11 protein-coding genes and 1 pseudogene are annotated in these 15,704 nt (G+C 50.4%); 2 read left to right on the forward strand and 10 right to left on the reverse strand.

From position 1 onward, the window contains the following. Positions 1-211: 211 nt before the first annotated feature. From AC4MRN_RS13235 to AC4MRN_RS13255, 5 genes are all read right to left on the reverse strand, one after another. A complete protein-coding gene (locus tag AC4MRN_RS13235; RefSeq protein WP_155016254.1) occupies positions 212-1,144 on the reverse strand; it encodes a histone deacetylase family protein in 933 nt (310 codons plus the stop codon). Beyond that, positions 1,141-2,997 carry a GNAT family N-acetyltransferase gene (locus AC4MRN_RS13240; RefSeq protein WP_491203542.1) on the reverse strand — a complete coding sequence of 619 codons (1,857 nt, stop codon included), beginning with the start codon at positions 2,995-2,997 and terminating at the stop codon, positions 1,141-1,143. Before AC4MRN_RS13240 ends, AC4MRN_RS13235 begins: the two co-directional genes overlap by 4 nt. Before the next feature lie 676 nt (positions 2,998-3,673). Next, on the reverse strand, positions 3,674-4,894 hold the full coding sequence (locus AC4MRN_RS13245; protein WP_490402181.1) for a hypothetical protein: 1,221 nt from the start codon (positions 4,892-4,894) through the stop codon (positions 3,674-3,676). A gap of 248 nt (positions 4,895-5,142) precedes the next feature. Continuing rightward, positions 5,143-8,250: an efflux RND transporter permease subunit gene (locus tag AC4MRN_RS13250; protein WP_370165938.1), complete on the reverse strand. Its 3,108-nt coding sequence runs from the start codon at positions 8,248-8,250 to the stop codon at positions 5,143-5,145. 15 nt (positions 8,251-8,265) lie between these two features. Further along, the gene (locus tag AC4MRN_RS13255) at positions 8,266-9,399 is read right to left on the reverse strand and encodes an efflux RND transporter periplasmic adaptor subunit (RefSeq protein WP_491203543.1); all 1,134 of its coding nucleotides are present in this window, start codon (positions 9,397-9,399) and stop codon (positions 8,266-8,268) included. A gap of 126 nt (positions 9,400-9,525) precedes the next feature. Between AC4MRN_RS13255 and AC4MRN_RS13260 the strand changes: the two genes are divergently transcribed. Next, positions 9,526-10,134: a TetR family transcriptional regulator gene (locus AC4MRN_RS13260; protein WP_073317404.1), complete on the forward strand. Its 609-nt coding sequence runs from the start codon at positions 9,526-9,528 to the stop codon at positions 10,132-10,134. Positions 10,135-10,682: 548 nt separating this feature from the next. Here the strand turns inward: AC4MRN_RS13260 and AC4MRN_RS13265 are convergent. Genes AC4MRN_RS13265 through AC4MRN_RS13275 form a run of 3 tightly spaced genes read right to left on the reverse strand, consistent with a single transcriptional unit; the run spans position 10,683 to position 12,484 of the window. Continuing rightward, positions 10,683-11,207 (reverse strand): CC0125/CC1285 family lipoprotein, encoded by a 525-nt coding sequence (locus AC4MRN_RS13265; protein WP_370242606.1) that lies wholly within the window; start codon positions 11,205-11,207, stop codon positions 10,683-10,685. Positions 11,208-11,225: 18 nt separating this feature from the next. Then, positions 11,226-11,966, reverse strand: a complete 741-nt coding sequence (locus AC4MRN_RS13270) for an RT0821/Lpp0805 family surface protein (RefSeq protein ID WP_491203544.1) — start codon at positions 11,964-11,966, stop codon at positions 11,226-11,228. Then, the gene (locus tag AC4MRN_RS13275) at positions 11,963-12,484 is read right to left on the reverse strand and encodes an RNA polymerase sigma factor (protein WP_491203545.1); all 522 of its coding nucleotides are present in this window, start codon (positions 12,482-12,484) and stop codon (positions 11,963-11,965) included. Before AC4MRN_RS13275 ends, AC4MRN_RS13270 begins: the two co-directional genes overlap by 4 nt. A 302-nt stretch (positions 12,485-12,786) precedes the next feature. On the opposite strand from AC4MRN_RS13275, the gene AC4MRN_RS13280 reads away from it, so the two are divergent. Then, the gene (locus AC4MRN_RS13280; RefSeq protein WP_491203546.1) at positions 12,787-14,178 is read left to right on the forward strand and encodes a S8 family serine peptidase; all 1,392 of its coding nucleotides are present in this window, start codon (positions 12,787-12,789) and stop codon (positions 14,176-14,178) included. 17 nt (positions 14,179-14,195) lie between these two features. Here AC4MRN_RS13280 and AC4MRN_RS13285 read toward each other — a convergent pair whose 3' ends face one another. Both AC4MRN_RS13285 and AC4MRN_RS13290 read right to left on the reverse strand, forming a co-directional pair. Then, positions 14,196-15,092: a surface lipoprotein assembly modifier gene (locus AC4MRN_RS13285; RefSeq protein ID WP_491203547.1), complete on the reverse strand. Its 897-nt coding sequence runs from the start codon at positions 15,090-15,092 to the stop codon at positions 14,196-14,198. Positions 15,093-15,172: 80 nt separating this feature from the next. Beyond that, positions 15,173-15,704: pseudogene (locus AC4MRN_RS13290) on the reverse strand (hypothetical protein); the annotation flags it as partial.

A 15,704-nucleotide genomic window follows, 5' to 3' on the forward strand; every position in this document is an offset into this window, starting at 1 on the left:
GCTGGTACCTTTTTATTTTGCGTCCTGGTGGTCAGAATTCTGGGTAGCAAAGAAATTGAATACCCTACTCCCCACGTCAGACGTCAAACTTGCAGTAAGAAACGCCAACCGCATAACCTATTGTCTACTTGCCGGCTGGCCGATTGCGTCCTGGTTAGCTAACGTTGCAATGAAATAAGCAACGGCTGCACGACTACGCCAAGACACTCAGCTAATGGCTGGTATCGTCTCCGTGCAGCCCCTTGATATGCGCAACCACACTACGACCCAGCGCACTCAGGTTATAACCGCCTTCCAGCATACTCACAATGCGCCCATGACAAACCTTGTCGGCGACTTTGCGCAGTTGCTGGCTGACCCAATGGTAGTCATCTTCACGCAGGCGTAATTGACCCATATGATCTTCGGCATGAGCATCGAATCCGGCGCTGATCAAAATAAGTTGAGGCTGGTAGTTAATCAGCGCGTCGAACCAGTAACTCACGGCTTTGCGAAAGGCTTCGCCGTTTGCGCCGGCCTCAAGCGGAGCACACAAAATATTACTGGCAGAGACAGGCGAGCCACTGTGCGGATAAAACGGGTGCTGAAATGAGGAACACATCATAATCCTCTGATCACCCGCTATGATATGCTCGGTGCCATTTCCGTGGTGAACATCGAAATCCACTATCGCGACGCGAGACAGGTCATATTTCTTCACGGCATAACGCGCAGCGACTGCAATATTGTTAAACAGACAAAAGCCCATGGCGTTGTCGTATTCAGCGTGGTGACCCGGCGGCCGAACGGCACAAAATGCCTGACGGTTCTCACCGTCCATCACCCAGTCAACAGCATCACAACCCGCGCCGGCGGCATACAGTGCTGCGCTCAGCGTAATGGGTGTCATGCCGGTATCCTGTTCCAGCCAAATCACACCGGTTTTAGGTGCCCGCTGAAAAATACTGTCCACATAGTAAGGGTCATGGGCAAGCGCCAGGTTCTCACGCTTAACCGGTTTCGCGTCGGCATGCTGACACACCATGTCCAGCCCCGACGACAACAATTGATCATCAATGGCGTACAAGCGGTCGGGATGCTCCGGGTGCTCTCCTGACACATCGTGATGCACACAGTCTTTGCCGCGAAAGATTTTGATGGTCATGCGCTTTTCTCCTGGCTCGTTTCCTGTAGGGGTAAAGCCAGTTCAACTTCGCTCGGATCACCGCTGAACAGTCGTTTAAATCCGTGGTGTTCAAAAATGGCTATCATGGGTTTGTTGTCGGCACGGCAGAACGCCAGCATTTTGTTGATATTGCGCTTCTGCGCGATATCGATGAGGGTGGTCAGTAGCTTGCTGGCCATGCCTTTACCCTGCTGGGTTTCCCGGGTTACAAAGGCCGCTTCACAAGTATTGTCGTGCTCGTTGTAATAGAACCGGCCAACGGCGTGAATGGTAATTCGCGATCCTTCCTGACGCACAATGCACAAGGCCGCATCTGAACTTTGATCCACACTCACCAAATTACAGGATTTCTCACGCGACATTTGTTTGGGATCGTAGTTGTAACGCAGTCGCAGTGTTTCCTTGGTATGCGAATAGAAGAACTCCTGCAATCGGCGCTCATCTGCCGGATTGAGCGGACGCAAATAGAACTTCTCGCCGTTCACTACCATTTTATGCAGCTGGATGGCACCCAGCTCAGGAATATCGGTGGGGTATTTCTGTTGGTAGTGCGGCACCCAAGAGTTTTGACGCACTTCTGCCAGTAACTTGGCGCGGAATTTAGGGTGAGCCACCCGAATCAGTTCAAGCGCTCGCTCCCGAATACTTTTTCCTCGCAGTGAGGCAATGCCATACTCGGTAACAATGTAGTGAACATTGCCACGAGAGGTTACAACGCCTGAGCCCTCTGTAATGTAAGGCACAATGCGCGACACGGTTTCGTTTTTAGCGGTAGAGGGCAAGGCAATAATCGGCTTACCGCCTTTGCTCATGGACGCACCGGAAACAAAGTCGACCTGACCACCAATGCCACTGTAAAAATCAAACCCTAGAGAATCGGCCACCACCTGTCCGGTCAAGTCCACTTCCAGCGCACTGTTAATGGCAATCATATTGTCATTTTTAGCGATGTTGGTGGGTTTATTCACATAGCTACTGGGGTAAAACTCGATATGCGGGTTGTTATTCACAAAGTCATACAGCTTGCGACTACCAATACAGAAACTGGTAACAACTTTGCCAGGGTGAAAGGTTTTCTTTCGGTTGCTGATAGCGCCCGAGGCAATGATTTCCATAATGCTGTCGGACAGCATCTCACTGTGGATCCCCAGGTCTTTGTGGCGCTCCAGGTACTTCAACGTAGCACTGGGGATTTTGCCAACCCCAAATTGCAGCGTTGCGCCATCTTCTACCAGCATCGCCACGTACTGACCAATACGTTCAGTTACGCTGTCGATTGGCGGGGCTTCGATTTCCTGTAGCGGCTGGTCGGCTTCAATTACCGCGGCAAACTCACTGATATGCAAATAGGAGTGCCCGGCTGTACGAGGCATTTGTGGGTTTATTTGCGCCACTACCTTGTTGGCGTGACGGGCTGCCGACATACAAATGTCTACCGACACGCCCAACGAACAATACCCGAATTCATCGGGCGGACTTACCATTACCAGCGCCGTATCCAGTGGCAGCGTGCCATCGCTGAATAAGCTCGACATTTCAGACAAAAACACCGGCGTGTAGTCGGCGCGGCCTTCGTCAACCGCCCTGCGTACTTCGTCACCGTGAATAAAAAACGTGTTTACCTTGAACAGCTGGCGGTATTCCTCTTTTGCCCAGCGGTTGTCGCCAAGCGCCAGCATATGAACTAACTCAATATCGCTGTATGCCTTGCTGTTGGCAATTAAGTCGTCAATTAGTGCGTAGGGTACGCCTGCGTTACCACCAACAAACACCCGGCAACCGGACTTAATTAGCTGCGACCAGTCTGGTCGCGGGGGCAATGCTACTGTCATCGCTGTGCTCCCTGTTATCGGTATTTCCTGACACCGATTCACCTGAAATGAAGTGACACTAATGATGCCACAGAATACGACGCTGCACAGACAGAATTGGCGGAATATTGATCTGGTTTAGGGTATTTGCTACCAATGGATTAGGTGACTGGGGAAAGCAGAATATCGAACCTTTAAGTATGGTTAGATACACAACCTATAATCGACATTTTAGACGACGCCTTTTGGTAAATTGCGGACATCTGCTAATTATTTCTGGACGAGTGTTTTGTACGTATTGCGGACCTTCATGACTTAGTTTTCCATCTCCAAGGCCAGTAAACTAGCACGAAGAAAAACTTCACACTGAGATACCATTTCTTGGCAAGGATGCCATTGCAAGTAGTTGAACATTCTACCTATAAACGACATAGGCCAGAGCAGACATTGCTGTATCAATTAGTCGAACAGCACTATCCAGAATTTCTGGAGCAGGCTTTCAGTTTATGGTGTCCAAAATTCCGCTGAAGCAAATATTGTCGTATTGTGACTACGGGAATTATCCATTCCATTTGGATTGGATTTTCCCGATAACTTTTAAGAGTAAATCAACAATCATTGCTTCAGCGTTAGTATCAGAAAAGCTCACCTAGTTATTGTTCAGTGAGCATTGTAATTAACTATAGTTGGTGTTTGACTACAGGTCAGCACAGTTTATTTTAAATGTTCCAGTATGTTCTCCGCCTGAAAACGTATCAACGACACAACTTCCCTCATAGGTGAGCGCTGGGCCCATTTCTCCGCTACCACTACCGCCACGATTTCCTACAGTTGAGCCGCCTAGGCCTCCTCCTACAGGTGCCATGCGTTGTTCAGTCTCGTAAACATCTTTAATGTAGTCATACACGCATTTACTCACAGGCTTTGTTTGATCCACGTCTGCGACTCTGCCTCCGGCAATATCGCTCAATGGCACGCCGTCGACCCTCGACAGATCCGGTTCTACATTGACCTCAACGAGACTCGGAAAGTTCTCTTGCTTGCCAATTTTATATACCACCGCTGAAGATTCTATTTGAGCACCTTCAACAACGGTCGACCTAAGGGTACTAGATATGTTGGTGTACACAACTGTTATTACGGAAGCATCAGGGTCAACATCAAACTGCCCGGTAATGCCCAACGAACCATAAGGCGTGGGTGGAGATTGATAAGAAAAACTCAAGGCGGATATGTCAAAAGGCAAAAAACCAAAGACACTGTCATTAATGACATTTTGTTGGATTTGAAACCAAGTCTTAAGGGCAGTGGTGTCAGATTGACTCATCGCACGTTTAAAAGCCGCCACACCTGGATCATCACTGCACTGGTCATTGACGGATGAACTTAGCACGAGATTATTAAATTCTTCGTTAGGTATTCTAGAAAGCGTATCGGCGACGAACGTTTCCATTCTTTCCTCATAGTCTAACCGCGCATTTGCGATATCCGTCAGCAAACTATGTGTGCCAGACTCTATTTGAAAATCATCTATGTTCAATCTCAGTGTATTGAGAGGTCCGCCCTGGTTACTGTGGGATAAACGGTATGGGTAGGCAGTTTTGTACAAACCGTCAAATACAATGATTCTTTTGGGCTGGCTATAACAACTTTGTGTACTGTTAAATTCAAAGTAATCATTATTTTGGTCGCACTCGATGAAGGGGGTTGCATGCTCCTTTGCCAGGTTCTTTGCGTAACTTTCGTTACAATCAAAACAAATAACACTCATCACCACTTCGTTAGCAATGGCTTTTGTTGGGGACCAAATCCAAGCACACAAAATAATAATAAAACTTAGCTTCAACATCGTATTAATTCCTTTTAATCTCGTTGATTTTTCAAAATAGCATTTTACCAATGTCTGATCAAACGCCACCTGGCTTCGTTGTGAACGCATACAAAAAAGTACGTAACCCATTATTATATAAAGGAAAAGCAAACCTAACATTGCATAATTCCGATGTCCACCCCTTGTCTTAAGCTGACAATCAAAGACCGACTAACTAACGATTTCCGCAATTCGCTCAAAGCTGACTTCACTAATACTTTTATTCGCGAATTGATCACAATCCCAACACACAAAAAAGCCCGCTTCGAATGAGCGGGCTTTTAATATTGGCTTCTCTAGCTCTGTTTTGGCCTTGAGAATTTGGATATCAACACGTAGAACATGGGTACGAAGAAGATAGCCAGGAAGGTAGCTGCAAACATCCCGCCGATTACGGTAATACCTATCGCGTTTTGACTTGCTGCACCCGGGCCGTTTGCGATTGCCAGCGGGGTTACCCCCAGAATAAACGCCATTGAGGTCATCAGAATGGGGCGGAAACGCTGTTTAGCCGCCATGGTCACCGCCTCCATAACGGTTTTGCCTTCTTCTTCCTGCAGCACCTTGGCAAACTCGACAATCAGAATGGCGTTTTTCGCAGCCAGACCGATAGTGGTTAAAAACGCCACCTGCAGGTAAACGTCGTTCGACAGGTTGAACAGGTAGGCGGCGACCACGGCACCCAAAATACCAAGCGGCACAATCAGAATGACCGAGAACGGCACTGCCCAGCTTTCGTACAACGCGGCCAAGCACAGGAAAACAACCAGAATCGAAATCGCATACAGGAAGCCTGCCTGTGAACCCGCAGCTCGTTCTTCATACGACAAGCCTGACCAGGCTATCTCGAAACCTTCAGGTAACATCTCAGCGACCAGCTTTTCCATTTCCTGCATAGCTTCACCCGAGCTAATTCCCGGCGCAGCTGAACCTTGCAGATTGACTGAAGACACGCCATCAAAACGCTCTAGTTGCGGTGAACCATAGGTCCACTTCGAGGAGGCAAACGCACTGAAAGGCACCATATCACCGGCACTGTTGCGCAAATACCATTTGTTCAGATCATCCGGCATCATGCGGTGCGGTGCATCGGCTTGCAGATACACTTTCTTAATACGACCGTCATCGATGAAGTCGTTCACATACGATGAACCCCAGGCAATTTGTAAGGTGCTGTTTATATCGCTTAATGACACACCCAACGCCGTCGCTTTCTCGCTGTCGATGTCGATTTTGTACTGAGGGACGTCGTTAAGCCCATTTGGACGCACGCCTACCAGCTTTGGATTCTGTGCTGCTGCACCCAGCAGTTGATTGCGCGCTTGCATTAAGGCTTCATGCCCGCGACCCGCCACATCCAGTAACTGCATATCGAAGCCCGACGCATTTCCCAGTTCGCGAATAGGCGGTGGGAAGAATGCAAAAGCACTGGCATCAATGATTTGAGCAAGCGCCGGATAAGCACGCCCTGCTACCGCTTCGACACTGGTACCCGGCTCGGTCCGTTCAGACCAGTCTTTCAGGCGAATAAAGCCTAATGCCGATGACTGAGCAGATCCTGCAAAGCTGAAGCCGGTAACGGTAAACATGTGATCAACCAAATCGCCTTCTTGTTCGAGGAAGTGATCTTCTACTTTGGCTACCGACTCAAGTGTACGCTCAGCGCTGGAGCCCGCCGGGGTATTCAGCATCATCATCAGGAAGCCCTGATCTTCGTTCGGTAAAAACGAGCCCGGTAAACGCATGAAAATCACCACCATACCCGCAACGAGTAAGGTATACAGTGCCACAAAGCGCGCCAGGCGATTCGCCATAAAGCGGGTTGCGCCCTGATACCGGTCGCGCCCTTTGTTAAAGGTACGGTTAAACCAGCCAAAGAACCCGGTTTTTGCTTCGCCTTCTGCATCGGCCGCGCGCAGGAAAGTGGCGCACAGCGACGGCGAAAGAATAATAGCTACCAGTACCGACAACACCATGGCAGATACAATGGTAATGGAGAACTGACGATAAATGGCCCCCGCAGAACCCGAGAAAAACGCCATTGGAATAAACACCGTAGACAGTACCGCGGCAATCCCCACGAGCGCACTGGTGATTTGAGTCATGGATTTCTTAGTTGCTTCTTTCGGGCTCAGGCCTTCTTCATGAATAATCCGCTCCACGTTTTCCACAACAACAATGGCGTCATCTACCAGCAAGCCGATAGCCAGTACTAAACCAAACATGGTAAGTACGTTTATGCTGAAACCAAATGCGTAAAGGACAGCAAACGTGCCAAGCAGTACAACCGGTACAGCAATGGTTGGGATTAACGTAGCTCGCCAGTTTTGCAGGAACAGAAGCATGACCAGGAACACCAGTACAATGGCTTCAAGTAACGTTTGTACAACCGACTTAATAGACAGTTCGATAAAGGGGCCGTTGTCGATTGGGTAAATCACTTTCACGCCAGCAGGCAGGTTGCTCTTGAGTTCCTCGACACGCGCTTTTACCCGGTCGATAGTATCGAGTGCATTGGCACCTGATGCCAGTGACAACGCCATACCCGCAGCCGGGTGACGTTTGTATCGCGAAATCACACCGTAGCTTTCTGAGCCCAGTTCAACACGCGCCACATCGCGCAGTCTCACCTGCGAACCGTCGGCATTTACCCGCAACAAAATACGCTCAAAGTCGTCTTCGGTTTGCAGTCGGGATTGCGCCTGAATAGTCGCGTTTATTTCCTGACCGGAAATCGCTGGCAGGCCACCTAACTCACCGGCAGATACATCGGTATTTTGCACCGCAATGGCGCTTTGCACGTCCTGAGGCGTCAGGTTGTAGCTATATAAACGCTGCGGATCTAACCAAATACGCATGGCTTTTTGCGCACCGAATGCGCGCACGCTACCAACACCGTCTACCCGTGAAATCGGGTCGCGGAATTTAGACAATAGAATGTCACCCAGCTCATACTGGTCGATGCTGTCATCTTCAGAGTAGAAACCCACAGCCATCATAAAGCTGTTATTGGATTTAGTGACCGTCACGCCCATTTGCTGTACCGACGACGGCAACTGAGATACCGCGCCCTGCACTTTGTTCTGGGTCTGTACCTGCGCAATGTCCGGATCTGCTTCCGGTTCGAAGGTCAGGGTAATGGTCATTCGTCCATTCGCGCTGCTCGAATGGAAATACCGCAAGTTGTCGATGGCGGTCAAACGTTGCTCAATAACCTGGGTTACCGCGTTTTCAACGGTTTGCGCAGACGCGCCCGGATACGATGCAGAAATCGTTACAGACGGAGGCGCAACTGTCGGATACTGCTGAATGGGCAGGCTGGTGATCGCCATCACACCCGCCAGCATAGTGATGATTGCCAGTACCCAAGCGAAAACCGGGCGATCGATAAAAAATCTAGCCATGAATGGGTCCTGTAATTATGCGTCGTTCGACAATGGAATAGGCATGACTTTGGCACCAGGGCGCAGTTTGTGATAACCCGCCACTATGATCTGCTCACCTTCAGACAAGCCATTACTCACCTGCCAGTTACCATCGAATGCCTGTAACACGCCAATACTGCGCAGCTCAGGGTTGTCGCCATTGACTACCCAAACCGACAAACTGCCATCCGGCTGACGAATGGTCGCTCGCTGCGGCACAACCAGGGCTGCCGTATCCGACAGATGAATAGTGGCGCGAACATACAAGCCAGGTAACAGAATGTTATCCGGGTTCGGGAAACGGGCTCGAATGGTCACCGAGCCGGTAGATTCATTCACGATGACTTCCGAAAACTCTACAGTACCTTTCAGCCCTTCCAGCGACTGATGCGAACCTGGAATAGTCAGATCAACGGTTAAGCTACCTTTATCGCGAAGCGCCATTTGCAGGCCCAATGCCTGTTCGCTTGATACCTGCACATCAACGTAAACCGGGTCTAACTGGGTAATCGTTGCCAGCGGGTCGGTCTGGTTCGCCGTAACCAATGCACCTTCGGTGTAAAAAGAACGGCTTATGCGCCCACTAATTGGCGCATACACTTTGGTGTAATCCATATTCACTTCAGCCAGTGCCACCTGCGCTTCAGCTACACTGACTGCTGCCATAGCCTGGTCGAGCTGCGCGACGACGTCATCGTACTCCTGGCCGCTAATTGCGTTGACTTTCATCAGGTCTTTATATCGCGCTGCCTTAGCCTTTAGTGTTTTCACATTGGCATTAGCAGAAGCGACATCGGCCTTGGCACTGTTGAGTGCTGCTTTATATTGCAGATCATCAATTTGATATAGCTGCTGGCCCTTTTCCACAACGGTACCCTGCTCAAACAAACGCTGAGTAATGACGCCGGTGACCTGAGGACGGACATGGGATTGACGAAAGGCACTTACGCGCCCTGGCAGCTCTAATGTTGTAGACACATTTTGCTGCTCCACCGTTACCACATTAACGGGCACGCCGGATGGTGCGCCCTGGCCACCAGCGGCTTGTTGACCGCCTGACTCCTGAGAACATCCGGTAACGGCTATAACTGACACTGACAGTGCAGCAAGTACAAGTTTTTTGATCATAAAATTCTTTACTTAGTAAATTCCTGAGGACAGCTGAGACAGGAAAGCTGGACAAATAGACAACTTAGATATAGTTTAAAATACATTCGTGTATGTATGTTGTCAATCAGACCAAAAAAGTCAAAAATGCGACGAACTAAAGAAGAAGCCGAACAAACCCGGGCCGCTATCCTTGATGCCGCGGTAGATGTCTTTTCATCTCAAGGGGTAGCACGCGCAACCCTGGAGCAAATAGCAAAGTCCGCAAACGTTACCCGAGGGGCTGTTTACTGGCACTTTAAGAACAAAACCGACATCTTTATGGCCCTTTACGATGAACTGCACAAGCCGTTCATTCAAGAACTGGTAGACGGGTTAGAGAAATCCTACGATGACCCGCTCCGCCAGCTGGAAAAGGTGTGTTGTGACCTCACAGTGAGGCTGGAAGAAGACCCGCATTTACAGCGAGTACTGTCGCTGTTTTTGCTTAAATGCGACTACAGCGGAAGCTTGCAGGTTTGCCAGGAAAAGACCCGACTCGCCAAAGAAGAAAAACAAGCCACGCTAGAAAAATTCTTTGCCAAAGCTCAGGCGCAAGGCACCTTGTCTGCCGACCTTGACCCCAAAACGCTGACCATGGCTCTGAACTGCTTCTTCCGCGGGATTGTCGTTGAATACCTGGAGAACCCTGACGAGTTTTCATTAAAAGAAATGGCCCCCAAGTTATTTGGCGTGTTCTTTGGAAAGTGGCGCTAGCTTCGTTGTTTTGAAATCACGGCCTTTTTGAATAGGTCCCGGGACAAGCCCGGGAAGACGGTGAGGTTGTCGTCTCCGAAAATGTGACGCGATATCCCCATCCGTCGTCCCGGAATCGCGCAGCGATATCCGGGATCTTAGACACATCAAACAGTGGTTGTTTTGAAATCACGGCCTTTTCGATTAGATCCCGGGACAAGCCCGGGATGACGGTGAGGTTGTTTTGAAATCTCGGCCTTTTTGTATAGGTCCCGGGGCAAGCCCGGGAAGACGGTGAGGTCGTCGTCCCGGAATCGCGCAGCGATATCCGGGATCTTTGACACATCAAACAGTGGTTGTTTTGAAATCTCGGCCTTTTTGAATAGGTCCCGGGGCAAGCCCGGGATGACGGTGAGGTTGTTTTGAAATCACGGCCTTTTCGAATAGATCCCGGGGCAAGCCCGGGGTGACGGTGAGGTTGTTTTGAAATCGCGGCCTTTTTGAATAGATCCCGGGGCGAGCCCGGGATGACACTTCTCATGCTGGCTTTATCGTAACGATTTCCCGGATTATTCGTCTTTCGGCGACAAGTTTTCTTTCACCTGACGCGCATCGAAACTAGCGCTGGAGTCCGGGCGGGTGCCGCGACCTAACTGAATATCCAGTGCGCTTTCAATAACGCTTTTCTCACGGCCGCCGACGTAAATACCGGTAGACAGCGTCGATTCCGGGTAGTAGCTAGTGCGACAAGTAACTAGGCCACAATCAGTAACGCGGGTATAGCGTTTCGAAAAGCCAATTTCCGGTTCCATTGATACTTTTTCACGGTCTACCATGGTTTCGCGATTGGCCACCACAAACCAGTCGTAGCCCTGATCAAGCGTGATCTCTGCTGCACGAAGCATGGCATAGTCCATCGCTTTGGTTTTGTCACTGCCTTTCCCTTTAAAGTACACACGGTACTGGGTATCGGTCAGTTTGGTTTCTGAATATCCATACCCACCATTTTCAGCAGCACGGTAGGCAGGTTGACTGGCACAGGCGGCCAGTGTCATAGCCATCACTAATGTGGCAAATTTCATTAATGTTTTCATGATTACCTCCAATGGCAGTTACTGCTGCCAGTTTGATTGAATTGCTTGTTGTTCCTGCTCACGATTTAACGGAGCGCCTTTAATCATGGTGTCGAGCACCTTGTCTAACTCATGGGCAGAGGTCGCCGTCTGATACTCACCTGCCTGGCTGTTGGTCGGCGTCATCGGCACCAACGTGCGTTGCTGCCATGAGCCGTCTTGTTTACAGGCGATCACCGCATCGTTACGAGACTGACCTGAAACAGTAAACTGTCGGCACAACGCGCCGTCCTGATGCACAAAGGACAACTGAGGCGTGACGGTAACGTCACCCGCGCTATAGCGGCTGCCACTGGTCTGACTATCCAGTACCGCGGCTATTTGCTGCCACTGGCCTGCATCACCCGGCTGGTCACCCATTAATTGCTGCCAGCCTAACAAGCCCACTAACGCAACACTGGCAGCCATTGCCATTCCTCTAAGCCAACGTGTGTTCGAATTTGGCGTTGGTTGTTGTGCAGTTTGCTCAGCCTTGCGATCAGCAAAAGACACGACATTACTTTCAGATGCCGACTCGCACAGCGCAACAATGTGCTCAGGCACAGGGCCAGTCGTCGCTTGCTCTGCAGCACGTTTAACAACGTGATCGACCATACTTAAGGTTGCCATGCGGTCACACAAGGTTTCGTCGGCGGCAATAGCATCACGCACCAGCGCCATTTGCTCGTCATCCAGTTCGTTATCTAAAAACGCACTGAGTTGTTCGTCGGTGATCTTCATGCCGTTACCTCATTGCCATTCGGGCCTTTGGTGCCTTTTTCTAAAAACAGTATTTGTGCCAATTTGCTCCTGGCACGTGCCAACCGACTCATTACCGTCCCCGAAGGAACAGACAACACGTTGGCCGTGTCCTGATACGACATCCCTTGTACCGCGACAAGCGAAAGCACTTCACGCTGGTCGTCAGGTAAGGTCGCCATGGCGCTTTCTACCTGCTTTAACGTAATGTCAGAAGTGATTTGTGCCGTGGCATCCACTTCGGCTTGCTGTAACTCAGGGTTATGCACCGCAGCCTGACGGACCTTGTTTGCCCGATACTCATCAATCCACAAATTCCGGCAGATGCGATACGACCACGCCAACAACTCAACGTCGTCGGGTACTGGCTTAGTCAGTAATTTTTCCACGGTGTTTTGTAATAAATCGTCAGCGTCGGCCATGCTGCCTGTCAACGAATAGGCAAACCGTCTGAGTACCGGCAACATTGCTTTGAGCTGTTCTGATTGCGTTTTTGTCATTGTCATTTCCTACACTGCAAAGGTGATATTTCGTCACCTGACTTGCCTCTTTTATAGTGTTAACGAGACAGAATTTATTTTATTCCCATTAATTGGAATTTTTTTTAATTTATTTCGTTAACTCAGTATCCCAGCTAGCAAAGCGGGAGCCTTGTTCCTCATTTTGGCACGCAAGTTCAGTGTCATCCACGAGGCACAGTGCGCCCGGACAGCAATGTTGTTTCCAGAATGACGGCGAAGCTTCACTTGAGCATCCTGGACGACGGCTATCGCAAATCTCACTTTTGTAATAAGGTGTCACTATGAAGTTATCGTTATCCACTAAGTTACTATCACGTTCGCTTATCGCAGCTGCGGTAGTGCTGAGTCCTATTTCACTGGTAAATGCACAAGTCCTGCCAAGCGTAACCCGTTCGGTGACTCAACCTATCGAAGATCTGACTCGTCGGTTGCCTGCAAACCGTGTCACCGAGCGGCTGACCCGGCCTGAAAAGCCCGCATTGCCCGAACTATTACCGGCCCTTACCAGCACATTAACAGCGGACCTTTCCAATGCGCTGTTACCGATAAAACAAGCCATCAGTGTCGTAGATTCCCTACAGCAAACGGTGTTGCGGGAAGAGATCACGGCGCATGGCGAGCTTGCCATAGCCAGAGAATGGGTAGTGTATGCGTCAGAGGCCGATTTAGCCTGGTTTGAACAATCCCCGTTTTCGATTACCAAACAACGTTATGTGGCGCTGCTCGACAGTTGGCTTGTCAATATTCAGGTCCCCGATGCCTTTAATTCACATAACCGAATAAAAGCGGCCTTACCTGCGCATTTGCAATCTCAGCTTGGCCGAAACCATGTGTACCTGACTCAAAGCAACCCGGCAGAAGCGAACGAAGAAGGCGCGGCAGTAAAAGAGAGCGCCGCAACAACAAGTTCGGTTGAAACTAACCCCCTGTGTGAGACACCGGCGCGCATTGGTATGCTGGACTCAGCTATCGAAGATACTCATCCATTACTGTCCACATTGCAGGTTCGCGAGCACACATTTATTGATGCGTCATTGCCGCTTAGTCGTGCCCATGGCACCGCGGTAGCGGGTATTCTTCAGCAACAACTGGCCCATAACAGCCTGGTGATTAATGCGGCCGTGTTTTATGCTCGCACCCAGGTATCGCAAGGAGCCAGTCTGTTCGATTTAGTGAGTGGACTGGACTGGCTGGCGAGTCAGCAGGTACCGGTTATAAACATGAGTCTGACCGGCCCTGACAACCCATTATTGGCTAAAGCCATTGCGGGGCTGTCGTCTAAAGGCGTTACGCTGATTGCAGCAGTAGGCAATGCCGGCCCGGCGGCTCCGCCCTTGTATCCAGCGGCATATCCTGACGTTATTGGGGTGTCGGCGGTCGACGCACAAGGCAATATTTATCGATGGGCAAATCAGGGGGAGCAAGTGGCGCTATCGGCTCCGGGGGTAAGTGTACTCACAGCCCGAGTTGAAGGAGAAACCGGACCAGAAACCGGTACGTCTATTGCCTCACCCGCCGTGGCCGGATGGTTAGCGCAGTGGCGAACATGCCAGTCAGGAAGCGACGCAACGAAAACCGCCATTCCACCGGCATTGCGTCAGCAGTTGCAGGATAAAGGCGAGCCAGGCTGGGATCCGGTATTTGGTGAAGGCGCCTGGCTACCTGCGAAATAGTCCCCCGAATGCGTTAGCTAAAACTTCGCGGTAACGCCCACATTCGCCTGGTTCTCCTGATAGTCAGCTATTGACAGGTTTGACTGATAGTCGGCGTATTTCGCACCAATATCAAAAGCCACATGCTTCGAAAACTGATAGCTCGCGCTTACACCAAGCGTATGCTGACGGTCAGTGCGCTGGGTTACCGACAAAAAGGCCTCAGCCTCCCGATAGTCCCGATAAGCAAACTGATATTGTGCCTTCAGTGATGTTGGCGTGCCCCACCATTGTGTGGGATATGTCCAGCTAAGCTGGCCGGCATGACCGGTAAAGTCGAGTCTGTCGATGTCGGCATCTTCATACTGATAGGTATAACCCACATTGATCATCTGCCCCTCCATGTCGGGCATGTAAAACCATTGTGTTGATAGTTGGCCACCATTGGCGTCGCGTTCTGGCACAGTGTCAAAGCGCTTTTGAAGATAGTCAGCACTTATGTGTAAGTAGGTTTTCGTGGTAATGCTGTTTTGCCAACTCACACCAGACTGCTGATAACGCATGAAGTCATTGCCGTCCAGTGCCGCATCGGCCAGGTAACTATGCACGCCCCACTTACCCAAACGGGTTTTTAAGCCTGCGCCCACATTCCAGGTTGTAATAGCCAGGTTGAAGTCGGTTGCGTCCTGATACTGCGTGCGCTGATGGTTCACGCCGGCGTTAAAGGACAACGCATCCGTGGCTTGCCAATCTGCGCTGAGCTTGCCTTTCAGGTAACCCGCGTAATCGGATTGATTACTGGCACGATCCAACTCTGTCACTGTGACGTTCGAGTCGTATTGCGCACCAGCCTGTAACTCCCCTTTGTAGGTTACCGTCGCAACAGCCGGTACGCTCACTGCAGTAATGGCAGCAAAAATCAGTGTCGTTTTCATCGGAAGACCCCTTCAATTATCGGTTTGTTGCACAAACAGTAAAGAGAAGGCGCATGCCTTCCCTCTACGTACTGATGTGATTAGTTGCCCAGAATCGAGCTGATATTGGCAGCCACGGCATTGTTAACCGTGCTGGATACTGCGCCTTCTACCGCGCCCTCAACAGCACCTTCAACCGCGCCGTCCACCGCACTGGAAACACTGTTAGTGACAGTACTGTTTACGGTATCGCTAACTTGCGTTACCGCACTGGTAGACACATTTTGAGCAACAGTGGCTGACACGGCAGACGACACCACCTGTTCAACCGAAGCAGCGTCCGCCACTTGCAATGCCGTTGCAGCATCAATGGTGTTTTGCAAAGTGCCGTTTACCGCGCTGTTGATTGCGTCGCCCGAGCCATTCAGGGTTGAACTGATTGAGCCACCGGCATCAGCGACGACATTCAGACTTCCTTGCAGGCTACCTTGTAGTGATTGAGACAGCTCCGCAACCGGCAAGTCCGTCACGATATCAGTGCTTTGTTCAAGCGCGGTATCAGCTGACGCGGTTGCTTGTTGTCCGGTTTCAGCCATAGTCTCTTCAGACTCGCTCACCGTTTCTGTCGATTGT

Source organism: Marisediminitalea sp., from assembly GCF_984433645.1.

Coding starts and splice junctions, on each gene's coding strand:
- AC4MRN_RS13235 (WP_155016254.1), bottom strand. CDS start 1,144: ATGACCATCAAAATCTTTCGCGGCAAAGACTGTGTGCATCACGATGTG.
- AC4MRN_RS13240 (WP_491203542.1), bottom strand. CDS start 2,997: ATGACAGTAGCATTGCCCCCGCGACCAGACTGGTCGCAGCTAATTAAG.
- AC4MRN_RS13250 (WP_370165938.1), bottom strand. CDS start 8,250: ATGGCTAGATTTTTTATCGATCGCCCGGTTTTCGCTTGGGTACTGGCA.
- AC4MRN_RS13255 (WP_491203543.1), bottom strand. CDS start 9,399: ATGATCAAAAAACTTGTACTTGCTGCACTGTCAGTGTCAGTTATAGCC.
- AC4MRN_RS13260 (WP_073317404.1), top strand. CDS start 9,526: ATGCGACGAACTAAAGAAGAAGCCGAACAAACCCGGGCCGCTATCCTT.
- AC4MRN_RS13265 (WP_370242606.1), bottom strand. CDS start 11,207: ATGAAAACATTAATGAAATTTGCCACATTAGTGATGGCTATGACACTG.
- AC4MRN_RS13270 (WP_491203544.1), bottom strand. CDS start 11,966: ATGAAGATCACCGACGAACAACTCAGTGCGTTTTTAGATAACGAACTG.
- AC4MRN_RS13275 (WP_491203545.1), bottom strand. CDS start 12,484: ATGACAAAAACGCAATCAGAACAGCTCAAAGCAATGTTGCCGGTACTC.
- AC4MRN_RS13280 (WP_491203546.1), top strand. CDS start 12,787: ATGAAGTTATCGTTATCCACTAAGTTACTATCACGTTCGCTTATCGCA.
- AC4MRN_RS13285 (WP_491203547.1), bottom strand. CDS start 15,092: ATGAAAACGACACTGATTTTTGCTGCCATTACTGCAGTGAGCGTACCG.